The following is a 14,562-nucleotide window of genomic DNA, read 5'->3' as shown; positions in this document are numbered from 1 at the left end:
CTTGGGTTATGTGAGGGAGTGCTCCAACTCCTCGTCTATGGCATCGGGGTCATCGGCATTGAGCTGCACCAGCCGGTGCAGTGCGGAAAAACTGAGGTCGTCCATTTCCCTGAACATCATGCCTGCGCCCTGTTCGCCCACTCGCACCACCTCGCCGGTTACCACAATGCGCACGCCGGGTGAGAGCGGAATGTTCAGCTCACAGGGGGTCCCGGGCGCGCAATCGTCGCACCCTTCTATCAATGCACCCTTGAGGCTCAGGTTGCGCGTTTCCACGGGGATGACAACTTCCCCGACTGTGACATAGGCCTCGAAATCGGCGGTGACGCGCGTACCGCGCCGCTTTTCATTGCTCATGGCAGTCCTCCGTTTCTGCCGTATACCATAAAATGAAGACGACTTGAAGAAAAGACCGTGCGCAGCCGGGCCAGGAGGCATTTCCGAGCTTGGATTGCATGGGCAAACATGCTAATGGCCCCTCCACAAGGTTCGTGCAAGGAGCGACAAATCAGATGAGAGCGAAGCAACACCTGGAAAAGGCATTGAAGGCCGTATTGGCCGATAAGGGCTGGGCATGGCCGGAAAAGGCCGTTATTGAGCCGCCCAAGGACAAGCAGTTCGGCGACATGTCCGCCAACGTGGCCATGATGCTGGCCAAGGAGGCCAAGAAGGCCCCCCGCGCCATTGCCGAGGATATTGCTGCGGCACTGTCCGGAGACGAACTCATCGAAAAAATCGACATCGCCGGTCCGGGATTCCTGAATTTCACCCTTTCCCCCTCCTTCTGGCGGGAGACCGTGGGCGTAATCCGCGAGGCAGGCGAGGCCTTCGGCAACTCCACCATGGGCAACGGCACCAAGGTGCAGGTCGAATACGTCTCGGCCAACCCCACCGGTCCCCTGCACATCGGTCACGGCCGGGGCGCGGCCCTGGGCGATTCCCTGGTGCGCATCATGGAGAAGGCCGGATACGACGTGGAAGCCGAATATTACATCAATGACGCCGGTCGTCAGATGCTCATTCTGGGCAACTCCATCCTGTACCGCGCCCGCGAGCTGGGCGGCCTGAACCCGGCCGAACCGGAAGACTACTACCGCGGCGAATACATCATCGACATCGCCAAGGCTTGCATGGATCTTAACCCCGGCCTGCTCGACATGCCGGAGGCCGAGGCAGTGGAAATCTGCAAGGTCTACGGCAAGGACGACATTCTCCAGGGCATCAAGGACGATCTGGCCGCTTTCGGCGTGCGCCACGATGTCTGGTTCTCCGAGAAATCCCTGGTGGACGACGGCAAGGTCGAGGAGACCTTTGCCGACCTCACCGCTTCGGGCATGGGCTATGAGCAGGATGGCGCGTTCTGGTTCCGCTCCACCCAGCTGGGGGATGACAAGGACCGCGTGCTGCGCAAGAGCAACGGCGACAACACCTATTTCGCTTCGGACATCGCCTACCACGACAACAAATTCAAGCGCGGCTTCGATCTCGTTGTGGACATCTGGGGCGCGGACCATCACGGCTATGTGCCGCGCATGATGGCCGCGTGCGAGGCCCTGGGCAAGAAAGGCGGCCTGGCCGTCATCCTGGTCAACCTCGTCAACCTGCTCAAGAACGGCGAGCCCATCGCCATGTCCACCCGCGCCGGTCAGTTCGAGACTCTCAAGGACGTTGTGGACGAGGTCGGGGCCGATGCTTCCCGCTTCATGTTCCTTTCCCGCAAGTCCGACTCCAAGCTGGATTTCGACCTTGAACTGGTCAAGCAGCACTCCATGGAAAACCCGGTGTACTACGTGCAGTACGCCCACGCCCGCATCTGCTCCCTGCAAAAGAAGGCGGACGAGGCCGGAACCAAGGCGTCCTATACGCCCGAGTCCCTGACCCTGCTGGATACCGAGCACGACATGGAACTGCTCCGTCTGCTGGACCAGTATTCGGACTATGTGGAGAGCGCCGCGCGCACCCAGTCGCCGCACTTGATCAGCATGTATCTCCAGGAACTTGCCTCAACGCTCCACAGATACTATACCAATTGTCATGTTCTTTCCGCAGGCGAGGATGTGGCCGCTGCCCGGCTCGCACTGCTCGGCTGCGTGGCCACCGTGCTCGAAAATGGCCTGGGTCTACTCGGTGTGAGCGCCCCGGAATCCATGTAGGAGAATCATGGCTGGAGAAAGCGCCTCTAAAATCAAGGTCAAGAAACCGCCCATCAAGGCCAAGACCTTTACCGTCACCCTGTCCCTGCCCGCCATGATCAGCGCGGTGGGGTCGGGTATTCTGGCGCTATCCTTCTTCTTTGTCATGGGCATCCTCATCGGCCGTGGCTACCGACCCGAGGCAGATGTTCCCCGACTGAGCGAGATCATGCCCAGCAGGGAGCATGGACAGTCCGCAGAGGCAGCCAAGCCGGAGATACTCAAGGCCGAGGAACTCGGCTATCCCGACCGGCTCAAGGCACAGCCGGAGAAGGTCATGGATGCAATGGAGGACGCTGCGTCTTCCAAACCCGAGCCCGGACCGACCCCCAAGGCCAAACCGGTGCCGACTCCGGCAGCCGCGCAAGAAACGCCCGAGAAACCGGCCGCGTTCCAGCCCGATGCCGCCAATCCGGACGAGCCGGTGTATAACTACGTTTATCAGGTGGCATCCTTCCGCAAGGCGGATATGGCCGACAGTCTGGCCGACAAGCTGGCTGCGGCAGGCCTGCGCACCGATGTCGCGTCGGGTGATGTCAGTGGTTCGGTCTGGTATCGCGTTCAGGTGCTTTACCATGGCACTCCGGCTTCCACGTCTTCCATGAAGGACGTCCTCGCCAAATTCGGCATAAAAAAACCCCTGCTCAAGAAAAAAACGCCCGCCCAATAATTCGGGCAATGGCCCACAATCTCCTTTTCAGTTCATTCGCAGAATCGTTGCGATGATCAGTATTCTCTATCGACATTCCGTCGCACCGGACGTACTTTATAACGGCTTGCCATTTTGCAAGATGTCCATCCCTCATACGAGACAAGGAGTCAACATGCCATATTATCTTCTCACTCTTTTACTCGCGCTAGCGCTTTTTGCCGCTCCCGCATCCGCCTGTTCGGACTTTGTGGTCAAGGCCAAGGACGGCACGGTGCTCAACGCCCGTTCCATGGATTTCGGCATTGAGGACGAGGCCCAGGTCGCCATCTACCCCAGAGGCAAACAGTGGAGTTCCGCAGCTCCGGGCAAGGCCAAGGGCTTGCAGTGGAAGCAGCGCTACGGTTTTGTGGCCATGGCTGCCCTCAAGTCGCAGATTTCTTCCGATGGCATGAACGAGAAAGGCCTCTCGGCCAAGTTCCTGTGGCTGCCCTCGGTCGGTTACCAGACTGTTCCCAATGGTAAGGAAGCCCAGGCACTGGCCGCCTCACTGGTGCCGGATTGGATTCTCGGCAACTTTGCCACCGTGGCAGAGGTCAAGAAGGCGCTGCCCAAGGTTCTGGTCTGGGGTGACACGTTGCCTCAACTGAACGGCATCCTCACCATCCACATCGCCGTACATGACGCGGCGGGCAACAGCATCGTGGTGGAGTGGATAGACGGCAAGCTGAACATCTACGACAACCAGCTCGGCATCATGACCAACGAGCCGCCGTTTCCCGGCCACCTCGCCAACCTGCGCAACTACGTCAATCTGTCCCCTTGGATGACCGACAAGGCCGATTTCAACGGCCAGACCGTCAAGGGCACGGGCAATGGCTCCGGCATGATCGGCCTGCCCGGCGACTGCACGCCGCCGTCCCGTTTCATTCGCCTCGCCGTGCTCGAGACCTTCGCCTATCAGCCGGAGAAGACTGACGACGCCATTGTCCTGGCGCGCCGTCTTCTGGAGCAGATTTATGTGATGAAGGGCATCAGCCGCGACAAGACCCCGCAGGGTGTCATGGCGGACTACACGCAGTGGACGAGCATCTATGACCTCACCCACCGCATGATGTATTTTGCCGATTACGGCGATCAGACCCTCCGGGCCATTGATCTGACAAAGCTGGACTTTACCCGTTCGGATTACGCGCCGATTCCGGTTCGGAAGGCCACCGGCAATGCCATCAAGGATGTGACTCCGTAGGGAGTCGTTGCAACGGATTCAGACAGCCCGGCTCTTTCGAGAGCCGGGCTTTTTGTTTTGAAGATTGGGAGAGAGTCAGAAAGAAAAGGCAAAAGTGGAGCCGCCTCCGGCGGGATTCATTTCAGAGGATTTCGCACCCTAAAGGTGCGAGTTACTTTTGGACCAGAGCGCCCAAAAGTAACCAAAAAGCGCTCTTGGGGTGCCATGCCCACCGCCCCGGTGACGGGGCAAGAATCTGATCCAAACGGCCTCCGCTCCCGCGACCCAGGGCGGGAAGCTAAAAACCACCGGGCCGCAAAGATTCGCTCCGGCCGTTTGGTCAGCTTCTAAGCCGCGTCACCGTAGGGCTTCTTCGAAGTAGCTTGGCTATGCGCCATTGCGGCAAGCAAAAGTCTGAACATCCGCAAAAGAAGGTCTTGAAGACAACCGTTCGATCTCGCAAATCGTAACAGTTAATTCGCTGAGACCAGCCCTGTGTTTCGGCGGTTAGCAGCCGACCAAGCGGGTAAGGCGGCTCCTGTGAGCCACCCGGACGGATGGTGACAGCCTCGATCTGTTCGCGGAGAAACGGCACTATACTTTTCCTGAGATGGAGCCGTCCCGCTTGGATCGGATGCTTCCGGCGAAGCTCGTAGGCGGTCAGTCTACCACCAAGGGCCTTTTTGGTTTTTTTTGGCCCAGCAAAAAGAACCGCCGCCCGCGCAGGGCATTGGAGGGATTTTGAAGCCGAACGGCTTCAACCCCGGCTCTCTGCCTTTTGGAATCAAAGGCAAAATCAAAAGAGAAAATACAGAAGAGGAGTCGCCTCCGGCGGGATTCATTTCAGAGGGTTTCGCACCCTAAAGGTGCGAGTTACTTTTGGACCAGAGCGCCCAAAAGTAACCAAAAAGCGCTCTTGGGGTGCCACGCCCATCGCCCCGGTGACGGGCAAAGAATCTGATCCAAACGGCCTGCGCTCCTGCGCCCCAGGGCGGGAAGCGAGAAAAAAACGGGCCGCGAAGATTCGCTCCGGCCGTTTGGTCAGCTTCTAAGCCGCGTCCCCGCAGGGCTGAGATAGGGTGAACTTGTTTTTATGTCGTAGCGGCAAGCAGGAGCCTGAACATTCGCAAAAGAAGTCTCCGAAGACAATCGTCCGGTCCCGGAAAGCGTAGCAGTTAATTCGCTGAGAGCAGCCCTGTGTTTCGACGGTTAGCAACCGACCAAGCGGGTAAGGCGGCTCTCGTCAGCCACCCGGACGGATGGTGGTAACCTCGATCTGTTCGTGGAGAAACGGCACTATACTTTTCCTGAGATGGAGACGTCCCGCTTGGATCGGATGCTTCCGGCGAAACACGCAGGCGGCCAAGCTACCCGCAAGGGCCTTTTTCCTACTTTTTGGCCCAGCAAAAAGTAGCGCCGCCCGCGCAGGGCATTGGAGGGATTTTGAAGCCGAATGGCTTCAAACCCGGCTCTCTGCTTCTAGAAAATCAAAGGCAAAATCAAAAGGGGAAAAGCCAAAGTTGAGCCGCCTCCGGCGGGATTCATTTCAGAGGGTTTCGCACCCTAAAGGTGCGAGTTACTTTTGGACCAGAGCGCCCAAAAGTAACCAAAAAGCGCTCTTGGGGTGCCACGCCCATCGCCCCGGTGACGGGCAAAGAATCTGATCCAAACGGCCTGCGCTCCCGCGACCCAAGGCGAGAAGCTCAAAACCGCCGGGCCGCGAAGATTCGCTCCGGCCGTTTGGTCAGCTTCTAAGCCGCGTCCCCGCAGGGCTTAAGTGAAGTAGCTTGTTTCTTCGACGTTGCGGCAAGCAGGAACCTGAATAATTGCAAAAGAAGAGTCTGAAGAAAAACATCCAGTCCCGGAAGGCGTAGCAGCAAATTCGCTGAGAACCAGCCCTGTGTTTCGGAGATTTGCCCAGACAGCGTTTATTCGTTGTTTCGTTTTGCGGAATGCCGGGAAACGAGATAAATTTCAAATGAACCGATTTCCCCGCCTGGCAGGGGGCCTAGGGTCTCAACTGACTCAGCAACATGCCCGCCAGCATGAGTCCGCAGCCGATGAGGGCGCGCAGGGTGAGCGTCTCGTCCAGCATGAGGCAGCCGCCGATAGCGGCAAAAACCGCCTCCAGCGAGAGGATGATGGCGGCGTGGGCCGAGGGTGCGTCGCGCTGAGCAATGACCTGGAGCGTGTAGGCCACGCCCACGGACATGAGGCCGCCGTAGAGGATGGGCACCGCGGCGGCGCTGATGGAGGCTATGGCCACGGGCTCGGTGGCGAAGGCGCCGATGAGGCTGAATACGGCGCAGGCCATGAATTGGATGATGGAGAGCTTGATGGCGTCCGCCGCATCCATGCCGGGCGAAAGTTTGCCCACCAGCAGGACGTGGGCGGTCCAGAAAAAGGCGCTGAACAGGACGAGCAGGTCACCGAAGGCAACCGTCAGGTCGGCCGTGACCGAGAGCAGGTACATGCCAAAGACGGCCAGCAGGGCGCCCACCCAGGTCCCCCAGCCGGGGCGTTCGGCCAGGAAGAGGCCGCAGATAGGCACGAGCACCACATAGAGGCCGGTGATGAATCCCGCTTTGCCCGCCGTGGTGGCGGTGAGGCCGAACTGGGCGAGCTGGGGACCGGCCAGGCCGATTTGTTGCAGGGATGCGCCGCAGAACAGGGCGATGCCGAGGACCCCGCCGCCGATGGCGAGGCGCTTGTTCGAGGTGGGGGAATAGGTGGTGGCGCGATTGCGCTCCAGGCGCAGGGCCAGCGGAATGAGGGCAAGGCCGCCCAGGGCGAATCGGATGCCGTTGAAGGTCAGGGGGCCGACATGGTCCATGCCGACACGCTGGGCAACAAAGGCGAGCCCCCAGATGGCGGCGGTGAGAAACAGCAGGATATCGGCACGCAGGGCGCGGTTGTTCATGGAAATCCCCGAGGTTGCGGTTGCGGCGTTCCGCCTTGCCGGTGATTCCTGATTATGGCGTGCAAGTCAACCGGATTTGTGCCGGTTAATTGTCCGGGTTCTCGTTTGCCTTGCGTTCCTTGAGGGCTTCGGCCTCGGCGTTGGCTCGCTCCGCCAGGAGCTTTATCAGGTCCAGAAGGTAGGTGTCCGCTTCCTCGGTGCCTTCCCGCGGTGCCCAGTCCGGCATGTTCTTGTCCGTGTCATGGGCATAGGGGCCTGTCTTGATCTCGAAGATGAGGGTGTCCGCCTTGAGCGCGATATAGGTGTGGTATACGTGCGGGGCCACATCCACGCCAAATATCTCGGTGCCGGGCTGGAGCAGGGTGTGGCGCAGGAACTTGCCGTTCTCATCGAACTCCACGAAGAGCAGGGCGCCCGCTATGGTCAGAATGGTTTCTGTTTTGGCCGGGTGCAGGTGGCGGTGCGGCGTGACGTAGGTGCCGGGCTGGAGCGCATTGAACATGCGGTGCACGGTCTCGCCGTCCTCCTTGTGGATGCGCTGGAGCATTCGCTTGCGCGGGCTTTCCTGCGATGCCTTCAGCAGGTTGCCGACCATGGACAGGGTGAGGGGAATGACATCCTCTTTCGGAGCCGGAAGGGCCGTGGGGTATTTTTTTTCTTCGGTCATGGCCATTTATGTACATGCACCGGCCGGTTTGGGCAAGATGTCGTCCGCAGGGCCTGTGGCTGGTCCTTGATACCCAGTATGCGCAGATAGAGACGGAAGAGTGTTTTGGAGATAATTTCATCATGTTGCGCTATGAATATAGCTTCGTCGCAGCCGCCTCGGTAGCTGTGAAACGTGCCCTTTGCCCATGTATCAGTCAGGGCAGCGGCAGATTGCCAAGGCCCAGGCAAGGTGCCCGATCCGATGGTCTCGCTCCCCCCGGATACCGCTGTGAAACTGGGACTGGAAAATGGTGACCGGGCCGCCATCCCGACCCCGCTGGGTTCCATCCGCCAGCGCGTGAACATACCGAGGCGATGCAGTCCGGCATGGCCGACGCGTCACACTCCTGGTGGTTTTCGGAGCGCAGCCCCAAGCTGCCGGAGCTGTTCGGCGTCTTCGCATCGAACACTAATGTTTTGGCCCGGACAATCCCGAGTTTTGCAGCCCGGAGATTGGCAGTTGGCCGCACACCGCACTGATGTACCGTATTGAATAAGGAAGAGGTCGCGTCGGAGGCGTTCTTTACCCCTGCCGAATAGGCAGAACATAATATTCTGTAAACGCAGTGCGGCCGGGCATGATTCATCCATGTCCGGCTGCTTTTTTTCGAGGAAATGCGTGGTTGTCTATGGCTCGTTGATCATGCCGGTCAGGTCGCCGAGTTCCTCTCCCAGCTCTTCGGCCTTGAGCACGCGGCGCATGATCTTTCCCGAGGTCGTCTTGGGCAACTGGTCCCGGAATTCGATAGACTTGATGACCGCCACCGGACCGAGTTCGTTGCGGATGGTCCGCTTCAGGTCCTTGATGAGGTCGTCGTCCACAATGGCATCGGGCACGGGGATGACAAAGGCCTTGGCCGCCTCGCCCTTGATCTTGTCCGGCACGCCGATGACCGCGCATTCATTCACGGCCGGGTGGGTGCCGAAGGCCGCTTCCAGTTCGGCGGAGCCGATGCGGTGGCCCGCGATGTTGATGACGTCGTCGGCCCGTCCCTGAATCCAGATGTAGCCGTCCTCGTCCTTTCGGGCCACGTCGCCCGCGTAGTACACGCCGGGGATGGTCTCCCAGTATTTGCGGTAGCGGTCGTTGTCGTTCCACAGGCCGGTCATCATGGCGGGCCAAGGTTTGGTGATGACCAGCAGGCCGCCCTTGCCGGGCGGAACGGGCTGACCGTCACCATCCACCACGTCGCATTCCACGCCGGGCAGGGGCTTGGTCACCGAGCCGGGCTTGAGCAGGGAGATGGGCATGGGAGAGATCATGAACATGCCGGTCTCGGTCTGCCACCATGTGTCGATGACCGGGCATTCGGAGCGGCCGATGTTCTTGTAGAGCCAGATCCACGCTTCCGGGCTGATGGGCTCGCCCACGCTGCCGAGCAGGCGCAGGGAGGAGAGGTCGTGGGTCTTGGGATACTGGGTGCCGAAACGCATGAGCATCCGGATCATGGTCGGCGCGGTATAGAAGATGGTCACGCCGTAACGGGCCACGATGGACCAGAGTCGGTCGGCCTGCGGGTAGTTCGGGTGTCCCTCGTACATGACCGAGGTGGTGCCCGCCATGAGGGGGCCGTATACGCCTGCCGAGTGGCCGGTGACCCAGCCCGTGTCGGCCGCGCACCAGAAAATGTCCGTGGGCTTGATGTCGAAGACCGTGGTCAGTGTGCGGTGCACGCCGACCATGTAGCCTGCATGGGAGTGGACAATGCCCTTGGGCTTGCCCGTGGTGCCCGAGGTGTAGAGCACGAAGAGCGGGTCGTCCGCGTCCATGACCTCGGTGGGGGCCTCGTTGCGCTCCTGGCGGATGAGGTCCTCGTAGTGGAAGTCCCGTCCGTCCGCCATCTCCACGTTGATGTTGCAGCGCCGGACAACAACCATGGACTCCACGCAGTCGGTACAGGCGCCGACCAGGGCCTGATCCGCGATGTCCTTGAGGTTGATGATTCGGCCGTTGCGGTAAAAGCCGTCTGCGGTGACCACCAGTTTGGCCTGGGCATCGTTGATCCGTTGGCGGAGCGCCTTGGCCGAGAACCCGGCAAAGACCGAGGTGTGGATGGCACCGATCTTGGCCGTGGCCAGCATGGCGATGACGGTCTCCGGCAGCTGGGGCATGTAGATGACAACCCGGTCGCCTTTGCGGATGCCGAGGGTGCGCAGGGCGTTGGCGAACCGGTTCACCTCGCGGTAGAGTTCGAAATAGGTGTATTTGCGGGTGTCGCCCGGCTCGCCCTCCCAGATGAGGGCCAGCTTGTTCTTGCTTACGGTCTCGATGTGGCGGTCCAGGGCGTTGTACACGATATTGCAGCGTGAGCCGGGGAACCATTTGTAGAACGGGGCGTCCTTGTCGTCGAAGACCTGGTCCCACTTCTTGAACCAGTCCAGTTCGTCCGCGGCCTCTTCCCAGTAGGCGAGCGGGTCCGTGGCGGCGAGTTTGCGCGCGGCCTCCAGCTCCTGGGGATTGACGTTGGCCTCGATGACCAATTGCGGCAGGGGGCGGAAGACCCGTTCCTCCTGAAGCAGATTGTCGAGTTGCATTGACTGGTCCATATTTCCTCCTCGCACTGCGGGCCGGAAAATCCGGTCCGGCGAGTTTCATTCATAACAGGTTTGCGCCGCAACGCTCCGCCTTTTCGGTGGGCGGCAAATGCGGCTGGTTGAACGGTTACAGGCCGATGATCTTTTTGAGCTCGGCGATCCTCCGTCGGCTGATGGGCAGTTCGATGCGGGTGCGGCCCGCGGTGCGCAGCATGAAGTTCGATCCGGGCATGCTGGCAATCTCGGTGACCATGTCCAGATTGACCAGATATTTGCGGTGTACGCGGAAAAAGCGGTGCGGTTCCAGCCGGTCCTCCAGGTTCTTGAGCCGGTGGGAGGAGAGGTATTTCTGATTGGCCGTGTGCACGTATGAGTAGTCCTCGAACGCCTCCACAAAGATGATCTGGTCGTAGGGGATGAGGATGGTGCGTCCGTCCTGGGTTACGGCCAGCTTTTCGATCTCGGGCCTGCGTCCGGCGGTCTGATCCCAGGCCACCTTGAGCGCGGCCAGGAAGGTGTCCTGCTCCTCGTCGGGCAGAGGGAGCTGTACGGTCTGCTCGTCGTCCAGTTCCACCGGTTCGTTGTCCGCCGGGTCATAGGCCGGTGGTGTGGGCACCTCGCGGAACCGGGTCTTGAAGTTCTGGAGCCGGTCCACAGTCCGGGCCATGCGTCCCGGCGCGGGCGGCCAGAGCAGGTAGTCCGTGGCCCCCAGCTCAAAGGCGGCATAGGCCTGGGTCTCGGCGTCGGAGATGAAAACCAGTGCCGGTTTGTGTTTTCGTCCGGCGAGCATCTGGGCCATCTCGATGCCGGAGGTGCCGCCCGGCAGGTCCACGCCCAGAAAAAAGACACCGTAGGGGATGGATTCCAGCAGCTCCATTGCCTCAAAGGCTGTCACCGCCTCGCCCAGCACCTGCACGAACGGCACATCCTCCAGGGCGTCGCGCAGGGCGGTACGCACTTCCGGATCGGGATGAATCAGCAGGGTTTTGAGCTTGGGCATGGTCGGTTCGGCCTCGGCTGTTGAAAAACGGCGATCTGCGTCGTTGCTGCAAGAAGTTCAAAATCTCGCGTACAGGGAGTACGCTTTGATTTTGTACTTCCTTCGCGCCTAGCATCTTGCCATTATTAAACAGCCTCTGATGTTGTTTTTGCGGTTGGCTAGGGCCATGGAGGATCGGTATCCTCCATTATCCCGTAACCTTATTCGCGGCCGGGTGCAAGGCTCGGATGTGTCTTGGATTGACGCGCCGGTCAATTGGATCGTCTGTGGGCGGGATCGATGCGTATGGGCCGGGCCTTGTCCACGCCCTTGAGCGCACCGTCGTGGTCGAACACCGGGGCCCACTCCGGGAACTTACCGGACAGTATGCGCTCCCGCATGTCGGCCAGAAAATTTTTGGCCTGTTCGTCGGTAACGGGCGAGTCGTCCGCGTTGCGCGCGGTCATGATGAAGACCACGTCCCACTTGTCGCAGTAGGCATCGGCATGGGCGCGCATGGTCTCGAAGGTCAGTCCGGGCTTTACCGGCTCGTGGGCGTCGAAGAGGATGACCCCGAGGGAATCCACGCCGGACATATCCTGATCGGGAAAGAGTTCCGCCAGCGTGGCGTCGCCTTCCGGCCGCGCCAGCCGCAGGTAGACGTAGAGCAAATGAAAGCGGCGGCCCGTTTCCAGGCAGCCGCTTATGAGGTCTTCGAAGGTGCGCACGGGAAGGCGCCTATTTGTAGTCGGAGAGTTGCCGCTCGGTGTCGCGGGCAATGTCGCGCGCCTTGAGGTCTTCCTTTTTGGAGTGGACGTTCTTGCCCCGTCCCAGGCCGATTTCGAGTTTTACCTTGCCGTGGGAGAAGTAGAGCTTCATAGGCACCACGGTCAGGCCCTTCTGGTCCGTCTTGGCGGTCAGGGTTTCAATCTCGTGCTTGTGCAGCAGCAGGCGGCGCGGCCGTTCCGGGTCGTGCTGGTCGTAGATGCCGGTCTTTTCATAGGGAGCGATGTGAATGCCCACCAGAAAGGCCGAGCCGTCACGAAACGAGACATAGCCGTCCTTGAAGGAAACCTGGCTGCCGCGCAGTGACTTCACCTCGCTGCCGAGCAGGGAGATTCCCGCCTCGAAGGTTTCCATAATCTCGTAGAGGCGTCGGGCCTGCTTGTTGACCGCGATGGAGTTGGGCGATGTGGATTTGTTTTTTTTCTTGGCCATGGGTCTATGACGGGGCCTCGTCGTTTTCCAGCAGGGAGGTAAAGAAGGTCACCTCGTCCGGGAAGTGTTTGAAAATGTTGTCCATCACCAAATTGTTGATCCGGCTGACCGTGCGGCACCCCAGCACTTCCTTGAGCAGCTTGCGGCAGTCGTGCATGTTGGTCTGCCGGATGATGCGCTTGATGCCGGGGATGGCCTGGGGCGTCAGCGAGATGGAGTCGATGCCCATGCCGAGCAGGATGGGCACGCAGAACGGGTCGGACGCGACCTCGCCGCAGAGCGAGACTTCTATGCCTGCCTGATGGGCCGCGTCAACCACCAGCTTGATGGAGCGCAGGGTGGCCGGGTGGAGCGGCTGGTAGAGGTAGGATACATGGTGGTTGGTTCGGTCCACGCCGATGGAATACTGGATCAGGTCGTTGGTGCCGATGGAAAAGAAGTCCACCTCGTGGGCCAGATACTCCGCAATCATCACGGCTGCGGGCAGTTCGATCATGATGCCCACCGGCATCTCCGGGTCGTACTCCAAGCCCTCGCGCCGTAGTTCTGCCTTGGCCTGTGCCAGCCACGCCTTGGCCTGGCGGACCTCCTTCACCCCGGAGATCATGGGGAACATGAGCGAGACGTTGCCGAAGGCCGAGGCGCGCAGGATGGCCCGGAGCTGCGTCTTGAAAAGTTGCGGATTCTTGAGGCAGAAGCGGATGGCCCGCAGCCCCATGGCCGGGTTGGCCTCGCCCAGCTCGCCATAGGCGGAGATGAACTTGTCCGCGCCGAGGTCCAGGGTGCGGAAGACCATCTTTCGCGGATTCATGATGGCCGCGAGGTCGATGTATTTTTCGGTCAGTTCCTCCTCCGTGGGGAGGTCGGTGCGGTTCATGTAGGCGTATTCCGTCCGGTAGAGTCCCACGCCCTCGCCGCCGTTGTCTATGACCGAGGCCACTTCCTCCACCAGTTCGATATTGGCCATGACCTGGACGCGGGAGCCGTCAAAGGTTTCGGCCGGGAGGTGGCAGTGCCTTTTTATTTTGCGGGTGTAGTCCTCGAAGAGCGAGGCCCGCTCGTTGTACTCCGCCAGCTCGCTTTCGGAGGGATTGACCACGATTTTGCCGGACAGGCCGTCCATGACCACGAGGTCGCCGTCGCGGACCATGTCCTCCAGCTTTTCCACGCCCACCAGGGCCGGGATGCCCAGGGAACGGGCCATGATGCCGGTGTGGGACGTCTTGCCGCCGCGCACGGTGGCAAAGCCGATGATCTTGTCCACCTGGAGTTCCACGGTGTCGGCCGGGCTCAGGTCGTGGGCCATGATGATGGCCCGGCCCTTCATGGCGGCCAGGTCGGTCTCGGCACCCAGCAGTTTGGCCTGCACCTTGTCCGCCATCACGCGTACGTCCTGCATCCGCTCGCGGATGTACGGATCGTGGATGGCGCCGAATACGGCTTCCTGGTCGGCCACGGCCTTTTCCAGGGCCCAGGCCGCGTTGAGCCCGAGGGTGCGGATGTGCTCCTCGGCCGCGCCGGAAAGTTTGGGGTCCTTGAGCATGAGCAGGTGGGTGTCGATGAGCAGGCCGTATTCCTTGAGCTCGGCCGGAACCTGCTCGCGGATGGCTGTCAGTTCGGATTCCACATCGGTAAAGGCCTGATGCAGGGTCTCCACCTCGGCGGGAACCTGTGCAGCGCCCACGGTCTGCCGGGGCAGATGCGCCTTGTGGTTTCGGTTGACGAAGAACGCCTTGCCGATGGCGATGCCCGTTGCGACCGGTATGCCCGTCAGGACCTTGTGTGCCATGCCTATTCTTCCAGATTGCTCTCGAAGAGCCTTTTCAGGGCGTCCAGGGCCTGATCGGCGTCGTCGCCCTTGGCCTGGATTTCCACAATCTCACCCGGCCCGGCGGCCAAGGTGAGCACATCCAGGATGGACTTGGCGTCCGCCCTGTTTTCGCCTGCCAGAAGGTAGATGTCGGAGCTGAAGGACTGTGCCTTCTGGGCAAGCTTGCCCGCTGGCCGGGCATGCAGGCCGTGCTCGCCGCGGATGATTATCCGCACCGAGGAAAAGTCCTGCTCCGAGTCTGTTGTCTGCGTGTTTTCCGTCATTGCCTTGTCCGTTGTTGTACCCGCTTTTCAATGGTTGAT

12 protein-coding genes are annotated in these 14,562 nt (G+C 60.6%); 3 read left to right on the top strand and 9 right to left on the bottom strand.

Translation table 11 applies throughout. From position 1 onward, the window contains the following. Positions 1–6: 6 nt before the first annotated feature. A complete protein-coding gene (locus tag ACI0FG_RS14380; RefSeq protein WP_419785692.1) occupies positions 7–357 on the bottom strand; it encodes a PilZ domain-containing protein in 351 nt (116 codons plus the stop codon). Positions 358–512: 155 nt separating this feature from the next. Between ACI0FG_RS14380 and argS the strand changes: the two genes are divergently transcribed. The 3 genes from argS (at position 513) to ACI0FG_RS14365 (ending at position 4,090) form a co-directional block, all read left to right on the top strand. Beyond that, on the top strand, positions 513–2,153 hold the full coding sequence (argS, locus tag ACI0FG_RS14375; protein ID WP_419785691.1) for an arginine--tRNA ligase: 1,641 nt from the start codon (positions 513–515) through the stop codon (positions 2,151–2,153). A gap of 7 nt (positions 2,154–2,160) precedes the next feature. Then, positions 2,161–2,862, top strand: coding sequence for an SPOR domain-containing protein (locus ACI0FG_RS14370; RefSeq protein ID WP_419785690.1), 702 nt, complete (start codon positions 2,161–2,163; stop codon positions 2,860–2,862). A gap of 154 nt (positions 2,863–3,016) precedes the next feature. Continuing rightward, a complete protein-coding gene (locus ACI0FG_RS14365; RefSeq protein WP_419785689.1) occupies positions 3,017–4,090 on the top strand; it encodes a linear amide C-N hydrolase in 1,074 nt (357 codons plus the stop codon). Between the two features lie 1,987 nt (positions 4,091–6,077). Here ACI0FG_RS14365 and ACI0FG_RS14360 read toward each other — a convergent pair. The 8 genes from ACI0FG_RS14360 to ACI0FG_RS14325 form a co-directional block, all read right to left on the bottom strand. Further along, positions 6,078–6,989, bottom strand: a complete 912-nt coding sequence (locus ACI0FG_RS14360) for a DMT family transporter (protein ID WP_419785688.1) — start codon at positions 6,987–6,989, stop codon at positions 6,078–6,080. An 85-nt stretch (positions 6,990–7,074) separates the two neighbouring features. After that, positions 7,075–7,662 (bottom strand): WbuC family cupin fold metalloprotein, encoded by a 588-nt coding sequence (locus ACI0FG_RS14355; RefSeq protein WP_419785687.1) that lies wholly within the window; start codon positions 7,660–7,662, stop codon positions 7,075–7,077. A 662-nt stretch (positions 7,663–8,324) separates the two neighbouring features. Further along, complete coding sequence (acs, locus tag ACI0FG_RS14350) at positions 8,325–10,244, bottom strand: acetate--CoA ligase (RefSeq protein ID WP_419785686.1); 1,920 nt, start codon at positions 10,242–10,244, stop codon at positions 8,325–8,327. Between the two features lie 115 nt (positions 10,245–10,359). Beyond that, on the bottom strand, positions 10,360–11,232 hold the full coding sequence (locus ACI0FG_RS14345) for a LytR/AlgR family response regulator transcription factor (RefSeq protein WP_419785685.1): 873 nt from the start codon (positions 11,230–11,232) through the stop codon (positions 10,360–10,362). Between the two features lie 251 nt (positions 11,233–11,483). Beyond that, positions 11,484–11,939 (bottom strand): hypothetical protein, encoded by a 456-nt coding sequence (locus ACI0FG_RS14340; protein ID WP_419785684.1) that lies wholly within the window; start codon positions 11,937–11,939, stop codon positions 11,484–11,486. A gap of 10 nt (positions 11,940–11,949) precedes the next feature. Continuing rightward, a complete protein-coding gene (smpB, locus tag ACI0FG_RS14335) occupies positions 11,950–12,429 on the bottom strand; it encodes an SsrA-binding protein SmpB (protein WP_419785683.1) in 480 nt (159 codons plus the stop codon). A 4-nt stretch (positions 12,430–12,433) separates the two neighbouring features. Continuing rightward, positions 12,434–14,218 (bottom strand): phosphoenolpyruvate--protein phosphotransferase, encoded by a 1,785-nt coding sequence (gene ptsP, locus ACI0FG_RS14330; RefSeq protein WP_419785682.1) that lies wholly within the window; start codon positions 14,216–14,218, stop codon positions 12,434–12,436. A gap of 2 nt (positions 14,219–14,220) precedes the next feature. Then, the gene (locus ACI0FG_RS14325; RefSeq protein WP_419785681.1) at positions 14,221–14,523 is read right to left on the bottom strand and encodes an HPr family phosphocarrier protein; all 303 of its coding nucleotides are present in this window, start codon (positions 14,521–14,523) and stop codon (positions 14,221–14,223) included. Positions 14,524–14,562: the final 39 nt, after the last annotated feature.

It is taken from the genome of Pseudodesulfovibrio sp. 7M6 (genome assembly GCF_050058625.1).
Classification (GTDB): Bacteria; Desulfobacterota; Desulfovibrionia; order Desulfovibrionales; family Desulfovibrionaceae; genus Pseudodesulfovibrio; species Pseudodesulfovibrio salinus.
The sequence above is the reverse complement of the archived record's forward strand: the minus strand, read 5'-3'. Positions and strand labels throughout refer to the sequence as shown.

Coding starts and splice junctions, on each gene's coding strand:
- ACI0FG_RS14370 (WP_419785690.1), top strand. CDS start 2,161: ATGGCTGGAGAAAGCGCCTCTAAAATCAAGGTCAAGAAACCGCCCATC.
- ACI0FG_RS14355 (WP_419785687.1), bottom strand. CDS start 7,662: ATGGCCATGACCGAAGAAAAAAAATACCCCACGGCCCTTCCGGCTCCG.
- ACI0FG_RS14380 (WP_419785692.1), bottom strand. CDS start 357: ATGAGCAATGAAAAGCGGCGCGGTACGCGCGTCACCGCCGATTTCGAG.
- acs (WP_419785686.1), bottom strand. CDS start 10,244: ATGGACCAGTCAATGCAACTCGACAATCTGCTTCAGGAGGAACGGGTC.
- ptsP (WP_419785682.1), bottom strand. CDS start 14,218: ATGGCACACAAGGTCCTGACGGGCATACCGGTCGCAACGGGCATCGCC.
- ACI0FG_RS14325 (WP_419785681.1), bottom strand. CDS start 14,523: ATGACGGAAAACACGCAGACAACAGACTCGGAGCAGGACTTTTCCTCG.
- argS (WP_419785691.1), top strand. CDS start 513: ATGAGAGCGAAGCAACACCTGGAAAAGGCATTGAAGGCCGTATTGGCC.
- ACI0FG_RS14365 (WP_419785689.1), top strand. CDS start 3,017: ATGCCATATTATCTTCTCACTCTTTTACTCGCGCTAGCGCTTTTTGCC.
- smpB (WP_419785683.1), bottom strand. CDS start 12,429: ATGGCCAAGAAAAAAAACAAATCCACATCGCCCAACTCCATCGCGGTC.
- ACI0FG_RS14360 (WP_419785688.1), bottom strand. CDS start 6,989: ATGAACAACCGCGCCCTGCGTGCCGATATCCTGCTGTTTCTCACCGCC.
- ACI0FG_RS14345 (WP_419785685.1), bottom strand. CDS start 11,232: ATGCCCAAGCTCAAAACCCTGCTGATTCATCCCGATCCGGAAGTGCGT.